Genomic DNA, 18,034 nt, shown 5'->3' with positions numbered 1-18,034 from the left:
TATGGCATTTCCGGTTATTTCCACTTACCGGGTGCAGATGCGCGGTCGGTCGAACGGATTCGGGTTCACCTTCGCCGATGCCGAGAACCTGCTGGACTACCTCGACGACCTCGGGGTATCGCATCTGTACCTGTCCCCCATTTTGACGGCGGTCGGCGGGTCGACCCACGGCTATGACGTCACCGATCCGACGACGGTGTCACCCGAGCTTGGTGGCTCTGACGGCCTAGCGCGGTTATCCGCGGCGGCGCGGTCGCGGGGCATGGGCCTGATCGTCGACATCGTGCCCAGCCATGTCGGCGTCGGCAAGCCCGAGCAGAACGCGTGGTGGTGGGATGTCTTGAAGTTCGGCCGGTCCTCGGCGTATGCCGAGTTCTTCGACATCGACTGGGAGCTAGGTGATGGCCGGATCATCCTGCCGCTATTGGGCTCCGACAGCGACGTTGCCAACCTCAGAGTCGACGGCGACCTGCTGCGGCTGGGCGACCTGGCGCTGCCCGTCGCCCCCGGCAGCGGGGACGGCACCGGCCCCGCTGTGCACGACCGCCAGCACTATCGGCTGGTCGGATGGCGGCACGGGCTGTGCGGCTACCGCCGTTTCTTCTCGATCACCTCGTTGGCCGGCCTGCGCCAGGAAGACCGCGCTGTGTTCGACGCCAGCCACGCAGAGGTCGCTCGCTGGTTCACCGAAGGACTCGTCGACGGCGTGCGCGTCGACCACCTCGACGGACTATCCGATCCCAGCGGATACTTGGCCCAGCTGCGCGAACTGCTCGGCCCGAACGCCTGGATCGTGGTCGAAAAAATCCTGGCGGTCGACGAGGCGTTAGAGCCCACGCTGCCAGTGGACGGCTCCACCGGCTATGACGTGCTGCGCGAAATAGGTGGCGTCCTCGTTGACCCCCAAGGAGAGTCACCACTGACAGCGCTGGTCGAATCGGCCGGTGTGGACTATCAGGAGATGCCGGCGATGTTGGCCGACCTCAAGGTGCACGCGGCCGTCCATACGTTGGCCAGTGAGCTTCGCCGATTGCGGCGATGCATCGCGGCGGCGGCCGGCGCCGATCATCCGCTGTTGCCCGCGGCGGTGGCTGCACTGCTGCGCCACATCGGACGCTATCGCTGTGATTACCCCGGCCAAGCCGCCGTCCTACCCTGCGCGTTGGCTGAAACCCATTCGACAACACCACAATTGGCACCTGGACTGCAGCTGATTGCCGCAGCTGTGGCCCGCGGTGGCGAACCAGCCGTACGCCTGCAACAACTGTGCGGCGCGGTGAGCGCCAAGGCCGTCGAAGACTGTATGTTCTACCGTGATGCCCGGCTGGTGTCACTCAATGAAGTGGGCGGAGAACCGCGCCGGTTTGGTGTGGGCGCCGCGGAGTTTCATCACCGGGCCGCCACCCGTGCTCGGTTGTGGCCACGGTCCATGACGACACTGTCCACCCACGACACCAAACGCGGCGAGGACGTGCGTGCCCGCATCGGCGTGCTGTCCCAAGTGCCGTGGCTGTGGGCCAAGTTCATCGGCCACGCCCAAGCCATTGCGCCCGCCCCTGATGCCGTGACTGGACAGTTTCTGTGGCAGAACGTCTTCGGAGTGTGGCCAGTGAGTGGAGAGGTCAGCGCCGCGCTGCGCGGCCGGCTGCACACTTACGCCGAGAAGGCGATCCGGGAGGCGGCATGGCACACCTCGTGGCACAACCCGAACCGGGCGTTCGAGGACGACGTGCACGGCTGGCTTGATCTGGTGCTCGACGGACCGCTGGCGTCCGAGCTGACCGGACTTGTGGCCCACCTCAACTCGCATGCCGAAAGCGACGCGCTGGCCGCTAAGCTGCTCGCGTTGACCGTGCCTGGCGTACCCGACGTCTACCAGGGCAGCGAACTGTGGGACGACAGCCTGGTCGACCCGGACAACCGCCGTCCCGTCGACTACGGCACCCGGCGTGTCGCTCTGAAAGCCTTGCAGCACCCTAAGATTCGGGTGTTGGCCGCGGCGCTTCGACTGCGGCGCACCCATCCGGAGAGCTTCCTGGGCGGCGCATACCATCCGGTGTTCGCCGCCGGGCCGGCCGCCGACCACGTCGTTGCGTTCCGCCGCGGTGACGACATCCTGGTCGCGGTGACCCGCTGGACGGTGCGCCTGCAGCAAACCGGCTGGGACCACACCGTACTGCCCCTACCCGACGGGTCGTGGACAGATGCCCTCACCGGATTCACGGCCAGTGGGCACACGCCGGCCGTCGAGCTGTTCGCGGATCTGCCTGTGGTGCTGCTGGTGCGCGACAATGCCTGAATTCCGAGTATGGGCACCCAAACCCGCGCTGGTCCGGCTCGACGTGAACGGTGCGGTACATGCGATGACCCGCTCAGCCGACGGCTGGTGGCACACGACGGTGGCGGCGCCGGCGGACGCCCGCTACGGATACCTACTCGACGACGACCCCACCGTGCTACCCGACCCGCGATCGGCCCGCCAACCCGACGGGGTGCACGCACGCTCCCAGCGGTGGGAGCCGCCCGGCCAGTTTGGTGCTGCCCGGACCGACACTGGCTGGCCGGGGCGGTCGGTCGAGGGCGCGGTGATCTACGAGTTGCACATCGGCACGTTCACCACGGCTGGCACGTTCGACGCCGCCATCGAAAAGCTGGATTACCTGGTCGATCTCGGAATCGACTTCGTCGAGCTGATGCCGGTCAATTCCTTTGCCGGAACCCGCGGTTGGGGATATGACGGTGCTGTGGTACAGCGTGCACGAACCCTACGGCGGCCCCGACGGTCTGGTCCGGTTCATCGACGCATGCCATGCCCGTCGTTTGGGCGTGTTGATCGACGCGGTGTTCAACCATCTCGGCCCATCGGGCAACTACCTGCCGCGATTCGGCCCGTACCTGTCGTCGGCCAGCAACCCGTGGGGGGACGGCATCAATATCGCCGGCGCCGACTCCGACGAGGTTCGCCACTATATCATCGACTGCGCGCTGCGATGGATGCGCGACTTCCACGCCGACGGCTTGCGGTTGGACGCCGTGCATGCACTGGTGGACACCACCGCCGTGCATGTCCTCGAGGAGCTTGCCAACGCGACCCGCTGGCTGTCAGGCCAGTTGGGCCGTCCGTTGTCGCTGATCGCCGAAACCGACCGAAACGACCCGCGGCTGATCACCCGGCCCAGCCATGGCGGCTACGGGATCACCGCCCAATGGAATGACGACATCCATCACGCCATCCATACCGCGGTATCCGGTGAGCGGCAAGGCTACTATGCGGATTTCGGCTCGCTGGCCACTCTCGCGTACACGCTGCGCAACGGCTACTTCCACGCCGGCACGTATTCGTCGTTCCGGCGTCGTCGGCACGGGCGTGCATTGGACACTTCTGCGATCCCGGCCACCAGGCTGCTCGCCTACACCTGCACCCACGACCAAGTCGGCAACCGCGCTCTCGGCGACCGCCCATCGCAATACCTGACCGGTGGCCAGCTCGCGATCAAGGCGGCGTTGACCCTTGGATCTCCCTATACCGCAATGCTTTTCATGGGCGAAGAGTGGGGGGCCTCCAGCCCGTTTCAGTTCTTTTGCTCACATCCCGAACCGGAACTGGCCCATAGCACCGTGGCAGGACGCAAGGAGGAGTTCGCCGAACATGGCTGGGCCGCGGACGACATTCCGGACCCGCAGGACCCGCAGACATTCCAGCGCTGCAAGCTGAACTGGGCCGAAGCCGGCTCCGGCGAACACGCCAGGTTGCACCGGTTTTATCGCGATCTGATCGCTTTGCGGCACAACGAGGCCGACCTTGCGGACCCCTGGCTGGACCACCTTATGGTCGACTACGACGAGCAGCAACGCTGGGTTGTGATGCGCCGCGGCCAGCTGATGATCGCCTGCAACCTTGGTGCCGAGCCAACCTGCGTGCCGGTCAGCGGTGAGCTGGTGCTGGCCTGGGAGTCGCCGATTATCGGCGATAATTCCACCGAGCTAGCAGCGTATTCGCTTGCGATACTGCGGGCTGCGGAGCCGGCCTGATGCTGGGGCGGCATGCTCACCGAAACGATGCGGCCTGCAGGTTGGTAATCCGGGCAATCACATCAAAGTCGGCGTCACGGTGGACGATACGCGCACCGTGGCGGATCGCGAGCGCCGCTATGAGGCAGTCGTTGATGCTTCGAACCGTTTCGCCGGCGCGCCGGGCGGCGCGATAGATACCCGCGGCAGCACGAAAGTCAATCGCGTCATCAACGTTCAACGACGGCAAGCCATTCACGAGCCGCTCTAGCGTCGTGTGGGTGTTGTCGTCGAGCGCGCCACTCAAGATTTCCATCGCAATGGGCTCACACATAGCGATTCGCGCTGCTTCTTCGGACAGCAGCCGGCGTACTTCGACAGCGGCGATTGATCCGGTGGCACGGAAGTACTCCACCCAGGCCGATGTGTCGATGAGGATCATCGAGATCAGTCTGGGCGATCGCTTCGCAAGTCATCCAGGTCGCCTTCCCAGCCGACGCCTTCCAGCCCGAGCAGAAACTCACGGCTCAACGGCGACCCGACCAACCGTCGTAGGGCAAGGTCGACCGCCGCCCTCTTGGTGGTCAGACCGAACCTGCGCATGACCTCGGCGGCAAGTTCGTCATCGATGTCGATGTTGGTGCGCGACATACACCAACGATACACATGCGAGGTTTGTCGGCACGGTCGCGCCGACGCCTCGCTACAGCAGATAGCGGTAAGCCGGCGACCCCGGTTCCAACGCCTCGACGTGAATGTCGGTCGCCCGCATCCGGGCCAGCAGACCGTCTAGATCCGCGGCCGATCCCAGCTCGATACCCACCAGCGCCTCACCGGTCTCCCGGTTGTTGCGCTTGACGTACTCGAACAAGGTGATGTCGTCGTTGGGTCCGAGCACGTCGTCGAGAAACCGGCGCAGCGCACCGGGCTCCTGCGGGAAGTCGACCAGGAAATAGTGCTTGAGGCCCAGGTGGACCAGCGAGCGCTCCAACACCTCCCCGTAACGGGACACGTCGTTGTTGCCGCCCGAAATCAGGCACACCACGGTGGACCCGGGCTCGATGTCGGCTTCCAACAGACCGGCGACCGACAGGGCACCGGCCGGTTCGGCGATGATGCCCTCGTTCTGATACAGATCGAGCATCGCCGTGCACACCGCACCCTCGTCGACGGTGGTGAGCGAAACCATGTCGCCGGCGGCGGCTAGCGCGGCATAGGTCAGCGTGCCCGCCCGGTTCACCGCGGCGCCGTCGACGAACTGGTCGACATGGTCCAGCGTCACCGGCTCGCCCGCCGCGAGCGCGGCCATCATGGCGGCCGCACCAGCCGGCTCGACGCCCAGCACCGCGGTGTTGGTCGTCCGCTCGGCCAGGTAGGTGGTGATCCCCGCGATGCAGCCGCCGCCACCCACCGGGACCACCACCAGGTCCGGCTCGTCCTCGAGCTGGCCAAGCACTTCGACGGCTATCGTGCCCTGGCCGGCGATGGTGCGCAGGTCGTCAAACGGCGGTACCAGCGTGGCCCCGGTGCGTTCCACGTCCTCAAGGGCCGCCGCCGCAGCCAGATCATAGGTCGACCCACCCACGATCAGGTCGATGAACTCCCCGCCGTGGTAGCGGATCCGGTCACGCTTCTGCTTGGGGGTTTTGGCAGGTACGTAGACCCGGCCGTGCACACCCAGACAGCGACACGCATACGCGAAGCCCTGCGCGTGGTTGCCCGCAGAAGAACACACCACGCCCGCGGCCAGTTCCTCATCGGACAACTGCACCAACAGGTTGTACGCTCCGCGTAGCTTATAAGAGCGCACCGTCTGCAAGTCTTCGCGCTTGAGGTAGACCGTGGCGCCAGTGATCGCCGACAACCGATCGCTAGGTTGCAACGGGGTGGGCGTGACTACCGGTGCGATCCGCTTGGCGGCACGGTCGATGTCTGCCCCAGATAGTGAAAACAGCGGCGAGCTGCTCGGGCTCTGGCTCAGTTCGGCGGACACCGGTCAATGGTGCCACGCCGCCCTATCCCAATGGCTAGCCGCCCGCGCGCACCGGGGTCAGCACGAACACCGGAATCTGGCGGTCCGTCTTGGTCTGGTAGCTGGCATAGTCCGGCCAGACCGCCACGGCGCGCTGCCACCAGATGGCCTTCTCGTCACCGAACACCTCGCGGGCGTCGTAGTCGCCGGTCACGGTGCCGTCCTGCAGCTCGACCCGTGGGTTCTTCACGACGTTGTGGTACCAGACCGGATTTTTCGGCGCCCCACCCAGCGAGGCGACGATCGCGTACTGGCCGTCGTGCTCGACGCGCATCAGCGGGGTCTTACGGAGTTTGCCGGTCTTCGCCCCGACGGTGGTGAGCAGGATGACCGGCTTTCCCTGCAGCTGTGTGCCCTCGGTTCCGCCGGACTTCATATACGTGTCGGCTTGCTCGCGCGACCAGTCGAGCGGGCTCGGCGCATATTCCCCTGAAAGCGGCATCCCACCACCTTAACGGTGGGTAGCCACCTGAGTTCTCGGGTCATCGTTGCCCTCGCGCAGCAGCAATTCACGAACCACGGGCCGCGGGCCGTACGGCCGAAGCATCCTGCTGGCAGGGCGCGGGCGCACTCGTTGCGGCCACCAGAACCAGCGCCCGAGCAGCACCGCGATGGACGGGGTCATGAACGCGCGCACCACCAGCGTGTCGAACAGCAGCCCAAGACCAATGGTGGTCCCGATCTGACCGAGGACCCGCAAATCACTGAACACGAACGAAGACATAGTGGCGGCGAACACCAGGCCGGCAGCGGTCACCACCCCGCCGGTGCCGGCCATCGCACGGATGATGCCGGTGTTCAAACCTGCACCGATCTCCTCCTTGAATCGGGAAATCAGCAGCAAGTTATAGTCCGATCCCACGGCCAGGAGCAGGATGACGGCCAGCGCGAGCACGATCCAGTACAACTGGATACCGAGAAGATGCTGCCACACCAGCACGGACAGGCCAAAAGAAGCGCCCAACGACAGCGCCACCGTGCCCACGATCACCAGCGCCGCAACCAGGCTTCGGGTAATGATCATCATGATGAGCAAAATCAAGCTCAGCGCGGCTATTCCGGCGATCAGGAGGTCGTAGGTGGCGCCGTCTTGAATGTCCTTGAAGGTGGCGGCCGTGCCGGCCAGATAGATCCCAGCACCCGCCATGGGAGTGCCCTTCACGGCCTCGTGGGCCGCCTGCTTGATCGCGTCGATATGCGAAATGCCTTCGGGGGTGGCGGGATCGCCTTCATGGGAGATGATCATCCGAGCCGCCTTACCGTCTGCCGACAGGAACAATTTCAGGCCGCGCTGGAAATCTGGGTTGTCAAAAGCCTCCGGCGGCAGATAGAAGGAGTCGTCGTTCTTGGCGGCGTCAAAGGCTTGTCCCATGGCGGCAGCGTTTTCGATCAAGGCCGCCGTCTGGGCATAGATCCCGGACATGGTGGCGTAGTTAGCCAGCGCCAGTTCCCGATTGATCTGCTGGCTGGCGATCTCGTCTGGTAGCAGCGCCACCAATTGAGGCTGGATCGCAGCCAACTTGTCCAAGGTTACGGTCACGCTGGCCAGCTGCTCGCCGAGTTGGTCGATACCGTCGATCGTGTCAAAGACGGATCTCAGCGCCCAGCAGCTCGGGATATCGTAGCAGTGCTTTTCCCAGTAAAAGTAACTACGAATCGGCCTGAAGAAATCGTCGAAATTGGCGATCCTATCTCGCAGTTCGTTTACCGTGGCGATCGTTTGGTGAAAGCTTTCGGCTTGCTCGTGAGTAGCGGCCGCGAGTTCCTGCTGTAGGGCATATTGGCGCTGCAAGATTTCGATCGTCTTCCCCAGCTCTTCGGCCTGCTTCAGCAAGTCGGCTGCTCGGTCCCTCTGATACTTGAGATTCTGAATCTGGCCGACGCTTTGCATGCTGATCTGAAACGGTATCGAGCTGTGGTCAATCGGGGTTCCTAGCGGCCGGGTCATGGCCTGCACCAGCCCTATGCCGGGCAGATGGAAGACAGCCTTGGCGATCCTATCCAAGATGAGCATGTCGGCCGGATTGCGCATATCGTGATCCGTCTCGATCATCAGTAGTTCGGGATTCAGCCGCGCTTGGGGAAAATGTCGCTCCGCGGCCATGTAGCCAATATTGGCCGGGGCGGTGGCGGGCATGTAATAGCGAGCGTCGTAGCTCGTTTTGTATCCCGGCAGCGCGAGCAGACCCACCACCGCAATTGCGCACGCCACTGCCAGGATGGGTCCCGGCCAACGCACGATGGCCGTGCCGATGCGCCGCCATCCCCTGGTCCTCATCCTGCGCTTGGGTTCGAAACAACCGAAACGACTGCCCAAGATGAGCACGGATGGGGCCAGGCTGAGCGCGGCTGCCAACGCAATCATCACCCCTATCGAGGCGGGAATACCCAGGCTTTGAAAATAGGGTAGCCGGGTAAAGCTCAGGCAATACACCGCGCCGGCAACGGTCAGACCCGAGCCCAAGACGACGTGGGCGGTCCCGCGATACATCGTGTAGAAGGCCGTTTCCCGATCCTGTGCGGCGTAGCGCGCCTCGTGATAGCGGCCGAGGACAAAAATCGCGTAGTCTGTGCCCGCCGCGATTACCAATAGTGTGAGCAGATTCGTCGAGTATGTCGACAGCCCGATTACCCCGGCGTTTCCGAGAAAAGCGACGATCCCGCGGGCCGCGGCCAACTCAATAAGAACCGTGATAAGCACCAGGACCATGGTGACGACGGAACGGTATACGAAGAGCAACATCACCGCGATCACAACCAGAGTTATCCCGGTAACTTTCGCGGTTCCTTTGCTGCCCACCTGAAACTGATCGGCCATGAGCGGGGCCGCGCCGGTGACGTAGGCCTTGACCCCGGCCGGTGGTGGCGTATGGGCGACGATGTCGCGCACCGCGTCGACGGACTCGATTGACAACGCCTCGCCTTGGTTGCCGGCGAGATAGACCTGAACGTAGGCGGCTTTGCCGTCGGTGCTTTGCGAGCCGGCCGCGGTCAGCGGATCGCCCCAGAAGTCCTGAACGTGCTCGACGTGTTTGGTGTCGTTTGAAAGGTTGCGGAGCAGGGTGTCGTAGAACCGGTGGGCGTCGTTGCCGAGCGGCTTATCGCCTTCCAAGACGATCATGGCCGCACTGTCGGAATCGAACTCGTGGAACACCTTGCCGATGCGTTTCATCGCCTGCAGCGACGGGTCATCCGGGGAGCTCTGTGCGACGTTATGCGCCTCCCCGACCACCTCCAATTGCGGCACGGCGGCATTGGTTATGGCGGCCACACCCACCCAAAACAGCAAGATCGGCAACGAAAGCCGTCGGATGGTGTGCGGCAACCAAGGCCGCGGGCGGTGGTGGTTGCTCATGAGGACTTGTCGAGGCAGAAGGTATAGGCGCGCACTTCGTTGACGATCCTTTCGTCCTTGACTACACCGTTGACGGTGATGCGGCAGCCGATGGAATTGCTGTCGCCTTGCGCGACAACATTGGCGAAGACCGCGGGCAGGGTCGTCGTGATCGTGTATGACCACGGCAGGGTCGTGTCCAGGACTTGCCGAGGTGTGGCATCCACGTCCAGATAATTGATCGTTGCCACGGTTCCGGGAGCGCCAAAGACCTCGAGGGTTACCTGTTTGGGGTTGAACGGCTTGATGTCGTTCGCGACACCACCGGCGGTCGAGGTGGTGTCGTGCGAGCCGAAGATGCCGTGCAACCGATAGACGCTGAATCCCGCGACCGCCACCACCGCCACGGCAACCAGCACCATCCAGCCGCGTTTGACCAGGCCAGTCACTGAAATCCCCTGCACCCGTTAGCCTTTCGATAACCGGCGACGCTATTGCCCGGGGCGCGACCACGCCCCGTACCTCAGGCGGGGATCCGCGGATTCAACAGTACGGTACGGGACCGGACACCACAACGGTGCCCAGCCATTCGCACCGCTGACTCAACCGGTGGATCGGGTGAGGCTGGGGAGTATCACGTCGTCGACGAGGGCTTGCACCGTGTCCTGGGTGGGCGGCCGGTTGGGGATGATGGACCGGAAGATGAGGTAGCCGGGTAGCAGGTCCCAGAGTTCATCGCTGATGGCCGCGCTGGAGATCTCACCGCGGTCGACGGCCTGCTGCAAGATGTACTGGATCAGGGCCTTACGGTGGTCGACGAACTGATGCTGCAAAACGTCGTTGAGGGCAGGATTGCGCGACACTTCGACGAGCACCGCGCGGATGGTGCTGGCGTGTTGGCCCACCTCCCGACAGATCAGCTCCCCCAGTCGCAGCAAGTCGTCGCGCAGGTTGCCGGTATTGGGCGGGACCGCGACCTGGCGGATGCCCTCGATGAACGCGGCCAGCACCAATTCGGCTTTCGACGGCCAGCGCCGGTAGACCGTTGCCTTGCTGGCGCGGGCGCTCGCCGCAACGGCATCCACTGTTAGCCGGTCATAACCGTGCTCCTGCAGCAGCCGTAGTGTCACCGCCAGTAACTCGGTCTCTCGCGGCGACCAGGGCGAGGGGTCTGTAGGCCGATCCGCTATCTGGGTCACAGCGCCTACCATAGAACCGTTGTGGTGGTACAGGTCCGTACCGTACCGTGCCGGCGGCCAAAGCGCCCGGCCAGCGACTTTACATGGTGAGCAACATCCAACCCGCCGTCGCCGAGCCCAACACGGCCATGCCGTAACACCACAGGGCGATCACTCGGTCGAACCGGCCCAGTTGCAGCCCATGGTCGAGCACGAACCGGAACCGGTGCGCCGCATGGAACAGGGCCAGTACCACCAGGACCAGCACAACAAGCTTGGTGATCGGGTTGCGCACCATCGCCAGTAGGTGCCCGTGGTCGGGCGCGTCGAGCCACCCGAGCGGAAACGCGAGTCCGAACAGCAACAGCAGGACGGGCGCAACCAGGGCGGTGACCATGCCCCCGGCGCTGAACAGCAGCCACAGGAAGGGCTCCGCCGAGCGTCGGCGCGACCTGGCATCCGATGTCGAGGGAGTCATGACAGCACCATCCAGGCAACGATCACCGAAACCACCAGCCATGCCGCGTAGTGCCCAGCAAGGACCGCGCGAGCGGGTACCCGGCGGCCGCGAACCTGAATCACCATCGCGCGCGGTGCCGATCCGAACCAGGTAACAGCATGCAGCAGCAGGAAACTCAACGCGACGACGTTCAGCACTACGACAACCGGATTGGCGCTGAAGTCCAAAAACCGCTGGTAGGAATTCCCGCCCGCGCCAACGGCGCGCAATACCAGCACCAGATAGAGAACAAACCAGGCCACGAAGATGCAACTGATTTCGCGAAGCATGAATCGCAGGTAAGAACGCCGCCTCGCCCACCAGTATCTTTCGACCGGCTGGCGATAGGCGCTCATCCGCCCCCCCAAGGGAACAGCAACTTCTTCAGCGCGTGCGTGGCCGCGGTCAGCTTGTAGCGCTGGATCGCGCCGGCAGGATCGACGCCTTTCGGACAAGCCGTCGAACATTCGCCCACCAGGGTGCACGCCCAAGCGCCGTCGGCCGCGGCCAGGACATCCCTGCGATCCGCCGCACCTTGGTCGCGCGAGTCCAGGTTGTACCGCTGCCCCAGCGCGATCGCCGCCGGACCGAGGAAGTCGGGGTCCAGCGCGTACACCGGGCACGCCGAGTAGCACAACATGCAGTTGATACACATGCTGAACTGCTTGAATGCATCGAGTTCGGCCGGGGTCTGCCGGTATTCGCCGTCTTCGACGGGCGGTTCATCATGCCGGACGAGCCACGGCTTCACACTGGGCAGCTTGGCCATGAAGTCACTGATGTCGACAACGAGATCGCGGATCACCGGGAAGTTTCGCATCGGCTCCACCCGCACCGGCCCGGGTAGGTAATCGGCAAGGAATGTCGCGCACGCCAGCTTTGGGTCGCCGTTGATCGTCATACCACTACTGCCGCAGATACCCATCCGGCACGACCAGCGGAAGGAGAGTGTTCCGTCGAGGTGATCCTTGATGTAGGTCAGGCCGTCCAACACCGCCCATTCGCGGGTGAGGGGAACCTCGTAGGCCTGAAATGTCGGGGCCGATTCGATCTCGGGCCGATACCGGGAGACCTCCATGACAATTCGATCCATCATCCTTACCTCCCATACACGCGTTCGCCCGGTGGCCAGCGAGTGATAGTGACCGGAAGGTAGCCGACCCGCAGCGTTCCGTCGCTTTCTCTATGAACCAAGGTGTGCGCCAAGAAATGCTCGTCGTCCCGGTTCGGAAAGTCGGTTCGCTGGTGTGCGCCACGGGATTCTTCTCGGCGCAAACCAGATTCGACGATCGCCAGTGCAACGTCGAGCATCCCCGACAACTCGAGCAGCGCAGTCAGCTCGGTGTTGAATGTGCGGCTGTGATCGTCGATGCCCGCCGTGGCGAATCGTTCCTGCAGCACCCGAATCTCCTCGACCGCTTTGGTGAGGGTGGGTCCGTCACGATAAATACCCGCGGCGCTTTCCAAGGTGGCCTGCATGTCCGCCCGAATATCCGCGATTCGTTCGCCTCCCTGGCCATGGCGGCTGAGCTCACGCTCTAGCCGTAGAGCCTCGGTGCGGGCCTGAGCCCGCACTGCCGACGACGGGCCACGGTCCGACTTTTGGTGGCGCGCTGCGTAATCCGCGGCGGCACGGCCCGCTCGAGCCCCGAACACCAGCAGCTCGGGCAGCGAGTTCGACCCCAGGCGGTTGGCGCCATTAATGCTCACGCAGGCTGTTTCACCTGCGGCATATAGCCCAGGAAGCGTTGTGGCGCCGTTGATATCGGTGTGAACGCCACCCATCATGTAGTGCACTACCGGTCGTACCGGGACCAATTCGACCACGGGGTCGATGTGCTGGTAGTCGCGGCACAGCTCACGTACGAACGGCAACTTTGCATCGATCAGGTCCGCCCCCAGGTGCCGCAGGTCTAGATAGACGACGGGGCCGTACGGGGTGTCGACCGTCCTTCCTTTGTTGTGCTCGTGTACGAAGGCCTGCGACAGTCGGTCCCTGGGCCCGAGCTCCATACTGCGCAGCCTGGGCTCGGGCGTGGGCTTGCCGAGGTCGTAATCCTGGAGGTAGCGGTAGCCGTCTTTGTTGAGCAGCCAGCCGCCTTCAGCTCGTGCGGCCTCGGTGATCAAGATCCCGGTGAACGGCAGTCCGGTGGGGTGGTATTGGACGAATTCCATGTCTTTTAGGGGCGCGCCCGCGCGGAATGCGAGCGCCATGCCGTCGCCGGTCTTGATGTTCGCGTTGGTGGTGAATGGAAATACCCGCCCGCATCCGCCGGTGCACAGAATCACCGCGTCGGCAAGGATCGTCTCGATGCGCCCGGTCGCCAACTCGATAGCGACCAGACCACATACCCTGCCGTCGTCGACCAGCAGCGTCGTAGCGAACCACTCGTCATAGCGCATGACGTCGGAATAGGTGAGCAGCCGTTGAAACAACGTGTGCAGGAGGTGAAATCCCGTCTTGTCGGCGGCAAACCAGGTGCGCAGCTTCTTCATCCCGCCGAACGGGCGAACGGCAACGCGCCCGTCTGGTTTACGGCTCCACGGACAGCCCCAATGCTCGAGCTGCACCAACTCTTTGGGCGCCTCGGCCACGAAAGCCTCGACCGCATCTTGGTCACACAGCCAGTCGCCACCGGATACCGTGTCGTGCGCGTGTTCATCGAGGCTGTCGTCGTCACCGGTCACCGCCGCGGCGCCGCCCTCAGCCGAGACGGTGTGGCTGCGCATCGGGTACACCTTGGAAACGATCGCCACATCCAGGTGCGGATTGGTTTCGGCTATCGCAATCGCGGCGCGCAGACCCGCACCACCGCCGCCGATAACCACGATGTTGTGTTGGGCGGTCATCGCGCTGGTTCACGCTTCGTGATCGCCGCTGTGCTCGTCCTTCAACACCTTGCCGTCGTGTCGAATCGTGCGTACCCGCATGGATCCGTCGTGGTAGAAATGCCGGATTTCGCGGCAGCCGCAGGAAAACTTGAGGTCGTCGTAGGCAAGGCCTTCGTCGTCGCGCTCGATGTGGTGATCGCCGTCAACCATGTGCCCGCAGGGCGCTTTTTGCTTCGGGAAGTGCGTAGTGGTCGCGACCATAGTCCCGCCTCCTCCGGTGCTGGCACGTGACCTAGATCACATTCAGACTATGCCCGGGGGGATGGCGCGTCCACCGTTTGACCCGTTCGCTGGACGGCGCAGCGGCCCTGGCGGCCGCATTTGTCGCTCATTGCCTGCGGGCCAGTTCTGCGATTGTGTTTACCCGCCTGGTTGCCGTGGCTATCTCGTCGGCGAACTGCTGTCGGCGTTTGGCGATGTCCGTCGCATCGGCACCGTCGACCAGCTCGCGATGGCGAGCCAGGCGCAGTGCGGTCTTGAACAGCTCCATCGACCTGGACTCGGCGCTGGCGATATTGCGCTGCAGCTCCCACTGCTTGCCGACCTGTAGACACTCGGCCAGAAACCCTTCCTCGTCGAAAGAGTCGTCTTCATGGGCGGCCAGCCGATCGGCGACAATGTGGTAGGCATCGAGAAACGGCCGCAGCACCAGGTGGGCCAGCAGCACATCGGCCGATTCCAGCAGGCGCCACACATCGGCTGCGGCCGCGGGCTTGGAGGTGTCGACCACCGACCCGATCAGCAGTACCTCGTTTGCGAGGTCTTTCTCAAACTGGGCACGGCCAGAAAACAAGAACTCGAACTTCAGCAAGTCGCGAAGGCTCAACGCCTCATCACGCACGGTCGCCGGGGAAACCGAGCCGTTTGTTGTGGTCTCTGCGGCCGCCAGCAACGCCAACTCGGCGACGGCCCGATCGACCAGGATATGGATCGCGGTGTTGCGGTAAAACGCCGCCACCAGGTGCTGGTCCTCGCCGATGCCCCACACCGCCTCGGTGCCCGCGTCGTAGACACTCACCACGCCGGAAGCAACCATCTGATGCAAGGTCCACCGGATCGTCGAGCGATTCGTCAGATCGGCGGCGCCGGCCACCGCCCAGTTGCGGGCAGCTATGTAGCTGGCCAACGGGCGAACCGTCGCCAACACCTCGCTGATGGACAACGAGCGGTCCGCGCCCAGCAGGGCCAGACTCACCACCGCGGTGGGGGTAACCGGTGTGGCGCGGTTGATCCGGTGCTCGACATCCAACGCGATCCGTTCGATCTCGCTGCCGGTGCCCGACTTGTCGGCGCGCATCTCCTGCAGGCGCTTGCGAAGCGGCAGCGGTTCGCCGAAGTCGAGATAGGCGCGGCCCAGTCGCTCGCCCTGCTGTCGCGCCAACCGGACCAGAAAGCGCAGGTCTTCGGGTCGTTTCACCGCGCCATAGGCCTCGGTGGTCATGGCTTCCACCTCGTGCAGCTGGTCGTACACGATCGAGGTCGGCACCAAATACACTTCGGGACCGTCGATTTCGTCGACCGCATCGGTGATGTAACGCAGGATCCCGAACACCGGTGGCCGTAGCTTGCCCGTTCTGGTCCGACCCCCTTCGATCGACCAGGTGAGGTTGACATGGTTTTGCACCAGCTGCGCGGCGTAAGCACGTAATACGAAGCGGTAGACGGGAATATCTTTCGTCTGACGCCGAATGAAGATAGCCCCGGTACGTTTGGCCCAAGCGCCCATCGGAAAGAAGTTCAGGTTCGCCCCGCCGAAGGTCAGCGCCGGCGAGAGCCGGTTGGCCAGGATCGCCTCGGGCAGCAGCATCCCATCCAAGTACGAACGATGCGAGAACGCGAACGCCAGGGTGGCTTTGCGATCAAGCTTGCGCAGCTGCGTGATCTGGTCCTCGTCGACCAGTACGTCGTAGGCGCGCATGAGCCAGCGACTGAAGCCGCGCCATGCCTGCACGGCCCGCTCATCCAGCGAGGCGGCCATCTCCCGCAGATAGCCTGCCGCCTCGGCGCGCACGCTGTCCGGATCGCGTCCGAGCTCGTCGGCCAGCGCACGCAGCCGCTCGTCATACCATCGGGCATCCAGCAGTTGGGTAACCTCAACGGGGTCGGTCGCTAGCGGCGTCATTGATTCAGCAACAATACCGATGCGCTGCAGCAACTTTCGCAGTCCGATGCGGCCCACCTCCCGTGCAGTCACTGGCTAGCCCCCGTCATGCCGGTTGTGTCGATGGCACGGCAGCGGGCTCGTAAACCTGCGGTCTCAGCTCGCTGGCGTAGAGCTCCTCGATCTCCGCGGAATATTTCGCGGCGATTCGACGGCGCTTGAGTTTCATCGTCAGGGTTATCTCGTCCCCGCCGGGCTCCCACAGGGTGGGCAATATGCGGAACCGCTTGATCTGTTCGACCCGCGATAATTTGGCGTTGCCCTCGGCCACGCCGGCGGCGATGCGCGCGATCACCTCCGGGTCAGCCGCCAGAGCCGCGGGCGAGGCATCGAGGCCACGCTGGGCCGCATACGGACCGAGAGAGTCGGCGTCGAAGACCAACAGCGCGGTGTTATACGTTCGCCCGTCACCGATTGCCATCATCACCCCGACCATGGGGCACGCGGCCAGGATGGTGTTCTCGATGTTGGCCGGCGACATGTTTTTTCCGGCCACATTGATGATCAGCTCCTTCTTGCGGTCCACCACCCGCAGATAGCCGTCGGAGTCGATATCGAAGACATCTCCGGTGTGTAGCCAGCCGTCGGAGTCGATCGCCTCCGCGGTCTTGGCCGGTTCTTTGCGATAACCCTTCATCACCAGCGGACCGCGGACCAGGTACTCACCGTCTTCGGCGATCTTGCCCTGCAGCCCGGGAAGTAGTTTTCCGACGGTGCCCAGCCGCCCGTCGCGGGGATGGCTGGCGGTGGCAACGCAGCTCAGCTCCGACATTCCCCAAATCTCGGCGATTGGGATGCCGATACCTGCGAAGAACGCGAGCGTCTCCTTGGGGATCGGCGCCGCTCCGGACAGGGCCCACCGCAGCTCGCCGAAGCCCAGCCGCTCGCGCAACTTGGACAACACCAACTCGTCGGCTTTGGCCCATTCGGCGACCAGCTGATCCGACATAGATTCACCTGCGAGCAGGGCGTTGGCGCGTTTGCCAGCCACCGACATCGCCCACGCCAACGCCTGCCGCTTCATCTCGTCGGTCTCACGAGCGACGGTGAATTCGATTCCGGCCTTAAGCTTTTCCCAAACCCGGGGAACGGCCCCCCACACGGTTGGCCGCACGTCGGGGAGCGCGGCTGCGATCGTGCGCGCGTCGGCCACCGCGGTGACCTGGGTGCCGAACATCGCCTGCAGGTACAGCCCGGTCATCCGATCGGCGATGTGCGCCGATGGCAGGAAGGACGTCACCCGATCGCCAAACCGGATTCCGAGCACCTCGTCGATGGCATACCCCTCGAACAGCAGGTTGGCGTGGGTCATCTCCACACCCTTGGGGTTTCCCGTTGTGCCGGACGTGTAGATGAGGGTGACAATGTCCTCGGGTTGTACGGCACGCCACGTCGACTCGAAGTCGAAGAAGTCGCCGGAGGCGGCCGCGTACAAATCCGTCAGCGAGAGCGTGCCGGGGGGCGCGCCATCGACGCAGACGATGTGTTCGATGGGCACACCGCTGGCGCGAACGCGATCGACGTACTGTTGCTCGCAGATGACCACCTTGGTCCCCGCGTTGTCGAACACGTAGGTCAGCTGCTCGGCGGGCAGGGTGTTGTACACCGAAAACGAGGTGGCGCCGACGTGCTGAGCACCGACGTCGAGCGGGTAGAACTCGATCCGGTTCGCCATCATCAGCGAGACCGTGTCGCCGCGCCGAACTCCCAAACCTGCCAGGCCGGCAGCGACCCGCCGCACCTGCGCCGCGTAGTCTCGCCATGTCATTGTCTGGTTACCGCCGGGGGTCCGTAGCGCAACGGCGTCCGGGTCCATGACGGCGGTGCGCTGGAACGCCTCGCACATGGTTGTCGGGCGCTCTGTTGTGGTCATTTCCGTTCTCCTTGACAGCGGATCAGTATGGCCCAGGTCACATCGGTGAGCGTA

Annotated in this window: 15 protein-coding genes and 1 pseudogene; 2 read left to right on the top strand and 14 right to left on the bottom strand. The window is 64.0% G+C overall.

Going from position 1 to position 18,034, the window contains the following annotated elements:
• Position 1: 1 nt before the first annotated feature.
• Positions 2-2,299 (top strand): malto-oligosyltrehalose synthase, encoded by a 2,298-nt coding sequence (gene treY / locus FF952_RS08310; protein WP_003407790.1) that lies wholly within the window; start codon positions 2-4, stop codon positions 2,297-2,299.
• Positions 2,292-4,032: pseudogene (gene treZ, locus FF952_RS08305) on the top strand (malto-oligosyltrehalose trehalohydrolase). Before treY ends, treZ begins: the two are co-directional and overlap by 8 nt.
• A 16-nt stretch (positions 4,033-4,048) precedes the next feature.
• On the opposite strand, the gene vapc11 reads toward treZ, so the two are convergent.
• The 14 genes from vapc11 to fadD11 all read right to left on the bottom strand — a co-directional run bounded on the left by vapc11 (position 4,049) and on the right by fadD11 (position 17,980).
• Positions 4,049-4,453: a type II toxin-antitoxin system toxin ribonuclease VapC11 gene (gene vapc11 / locus FF952_RS08300; protein ID WP_003407786.1), complete on the bottom strand. Its 405-nt coding sequence runs from the start codon at positions 4,451-4,453 to the stop codon at positions 4,049-4,051.
• A 5-nt stretch (positions 4,454-4,458) separates the two neighbouring features.
• Positions 4,459-4,662 carry a type II toxin-antitoxin system VapB family antitoxin gene (locus FF952_RS08295; protein ID WP_009935474.1) on the bottom strand — a complete coding sequence of 68 codons (204 nt, stop codon included), beginning with the start codon at positions 4,660-4,662 and terminating at the stop codon, positions 4,459-4,461.
• A 52-nt stretch (positions 4,663-4,714) separates the two neighbouring features.
• Entirely contained in the window at positions 4,715-6,004 is a 1,290-nt protein-coding gene (gene ilvA / locus FF952_RS08290) for a threonine ammonia-lyase (RefSeq protein ID WP_003407781.1), read from the bottom strand.
• A gap of 34 nt (positions 6,005-6,038) precedes the next feature.
• Positions 6,039-6,485, bottom strand: coding sequence for a F420H(2)-dependent quinone reductase (locus FF952_RS08285; RefSeq protein ID WP_003407780.1), 447 nt, complete (start codon positions 6,483-6,485; stop codon positions 6,039-6,041).
• 9 nt (positions 6,486-6,494) lie between these two features.
• On the bottom strand, positions 6,495-9,398 hold the full coding sequence (locus FF952_RS08280) for an MMPL/RND family transporter (protein ID WP_003904644.1): 2,904 nt from the start codon (positions 9,396-9,398) through the stop codon (positions 6,495-6,497).
• Positions 9,395-9,841, bottom strand: coding sequence for an MmpS family transport accessory protein (locus FF952_RS08275; protein WP_003903500.1), 447 nt, complete (start codon positions 9,839-9,841; stop codon positions 9,395-9,397). The genes FF952_RS08280 and FF952_RS08275 overlap by 4 nt, the downstream gene beginning before the upstream one ends.
• Before the next feature lie 138 nt (positions 9,842-9,979).
• Entirely contained in the window at positions 9,980-10,588 is a 609-nt protein-coding gene (locus FF952_RS08270) for a TetR/AcrR family transcriptional regulator (RefSeq protein ID WP_003407773.1), read from the bottom strand.
• A 67-nt stretch (positions 10,589-10,655) separates the two neighbouring features.
• Positions 10,656-11,033: a fumarate reductase subunit FrdD gene (gene frdD / locus FF952_RS08265; protein WP_003407771.1), complete on the bottom strand. Its 378-nt coding sequence runs from the start codon at positions 11,031-11,033 to the stop codon at positions 10,656-10,658.
• A complete protein-coding gene (locus FF952_RS08260; RefSeq protein ID WP_003407768.1) occupies positions 11,030-11,410 on the bottom strand; it encodes a fumarate reductase subunit C in 381 nt (126 codons plus the stop codon). The genes frdD and FF952_RS08260 overlap by 4 nt, the downstream gene beginning before the upstream one ends.
• The gene (gene sdhB / locus FF952_RS08255) at positions 11,407-12,150 is read right to left on the bottom strand and encodes a succinate dehydrogenase iron-sulfur subunit (protein ID WP_003407767.1); all 744 of its coding nucleotides are present in this window, start codon (positions 12,148-12,150) and stop codon (positions 11,407-11,409) included. Before sdhB ends, FF952_RS08260 begins: the two co-directional genes overlap by 4 nt.
• Before the next feature lie 2 nt (positions 12,151-12,152).
• A complete protein-coding gene (gene frdA / locus FF952_RS08250) occupies positions 12,153-13,904 on the bottom strand; it encodes a fumarate reductase (quinol) flavoprotein subunit (RefSeq protein WP_003898925.1) in 1,752 nt (583 codons plus the stop codon).
• Between the two features lie 9 nt (positions 13,905-13,913).
• The gene (locus FF952_RS08245) at positions 13,914-14,147 is read right to left on the bottom strand and encodes a hypothetical protein (RefSeq protein WP_003407763.1); all 234 of its coding nucleotides are present in this window, start codon (positions 14,145-14,147) and stop codon (positions 13,914-13,916) included.
• Positions 14,148-14,274: 127 nt separating this feature from the next.
• Entirely contained in the window at positions 14,275-16,140 is a 1,866-nt protein-coding gene (locus FF952_RS08240) for a lysophospholipid acyltransferase (protein WP_003407762.1), read from the bottom strand.
• 13 nt (positions 16,141-16,153) lie between these two features.
• On the bottom strand, positions 16,154-17,980 hold the full coding sequence (gene fadD11, locus FF952_RS08235; RefSeq protein WP_003903498.1) for a fatty acid--CoA ligase FadD11: 1,827 nt from the start codon (positions 17,978-17,980) through the stop codon (positions 16,154-16,156).
• Positions 17,981-18,034: the final 54 nt, after the last annotated feature.

Source organism: Mycobacterium tuberculosis complex sp. N0072 (assembly GCF_030323725.1).
GTDB lineage: Bacteria > Actinomycetota > Actinomycetes > Mycobacteriales > Mycobacteriaceae > Mycobacterium > Mycobacterium tuberculosis.
The sequence above is the reverse complement of the archived record's forward strand: the minus strand, read 5'-3'. Positions and strand labels throughout refer to the sequence as shown.

Excerpts from the sequence above, each read along its gene's own strand:
- FF952_RS08285 (WP_003407780.1), bottom strand. The coding sequence starts at position 6,485 with ATGCCGCTTTCAGGGGAATATGCGCCGAGCCCGCTCGACTGGTCGCGC.
- treY (WP_003407790.1), top strand. The coding sequence starts at position 2 with ATGGCATTTCCGGTTATTTCCACTTACCGGGTGCAGATGCGCGGTCGG.
- FF952_RS08280 (WP_003904644.1), bottom strand. The coding sequence starts at position 9,398 with ATGAGCAACCACCACCGCCCGCGGCCTTGGTTGCCGCACACCATCCGA.
- FF952_RS08245 (WP_003407763.1), bottom strand. The coding sequence starts at position 14,147 with ATGGTCGCGACCACTACGCACTTCCCGAAGCAAAAAGCGCCCTGCGGG.
- FF952_RS08260 (WP_003407768.1), bottom strand. The coding sequence starts at position 11,410 with ATGAGCGCCTATCGCCAGCCGGTCGAAAGATACTGGTGGGCGAGGCGG.
- FF952_RS08295 (WP_009935474.1), bottom strand. The coding sequence starts at position 4,662 with ATGTCGCGCACCAACATCGACATCGATGACGAACTTGCCGCCGAGGTC.
- FF952_RS08270 (WP_003407773.1), bottom strand. The coding sequence starts at position 10,588 with ATGGTAGGCGCTGTGACCCAGATAGCGGATCGGCCTACAGACCCCTCG.
- vapc11 (WP_003407786.1), bottom strand. The coding sequence starts at position 4,453 with ATGATCCTCATCGACACATCGGCCTGGGTGGAGTACTTCCGTGCCACC.
- frdD (WP_003407771.1), bottom strand. The coding sequence starts at position 11,033 with ATGACTCCCTCGACATCGGATGCCAGGTCGCGCCGACGCTCGGCGGAG.
- frdA (WP_003898925.1), bottom strand. The coding sequence starts at position 13,904 with ATGACCGCCCAACACAACATCGTGGTTATCGGCGGCGGTGGTGCGGGT.
- sdhB (WP_003407767.1), bottom strand. The coding sequence starts at position 12,150 with ATGATGGATCGAATTGTCATGGAGGTCTCCCGGTATCGGCCCGAGATC.
- fadD11 (WP_003903498.1), bottom strand. The coding sequence starts at position 17,980 with ATGACCACAACAGAGCGCCCGACAACCATGTGCGAGGCGTTCCAGCGC.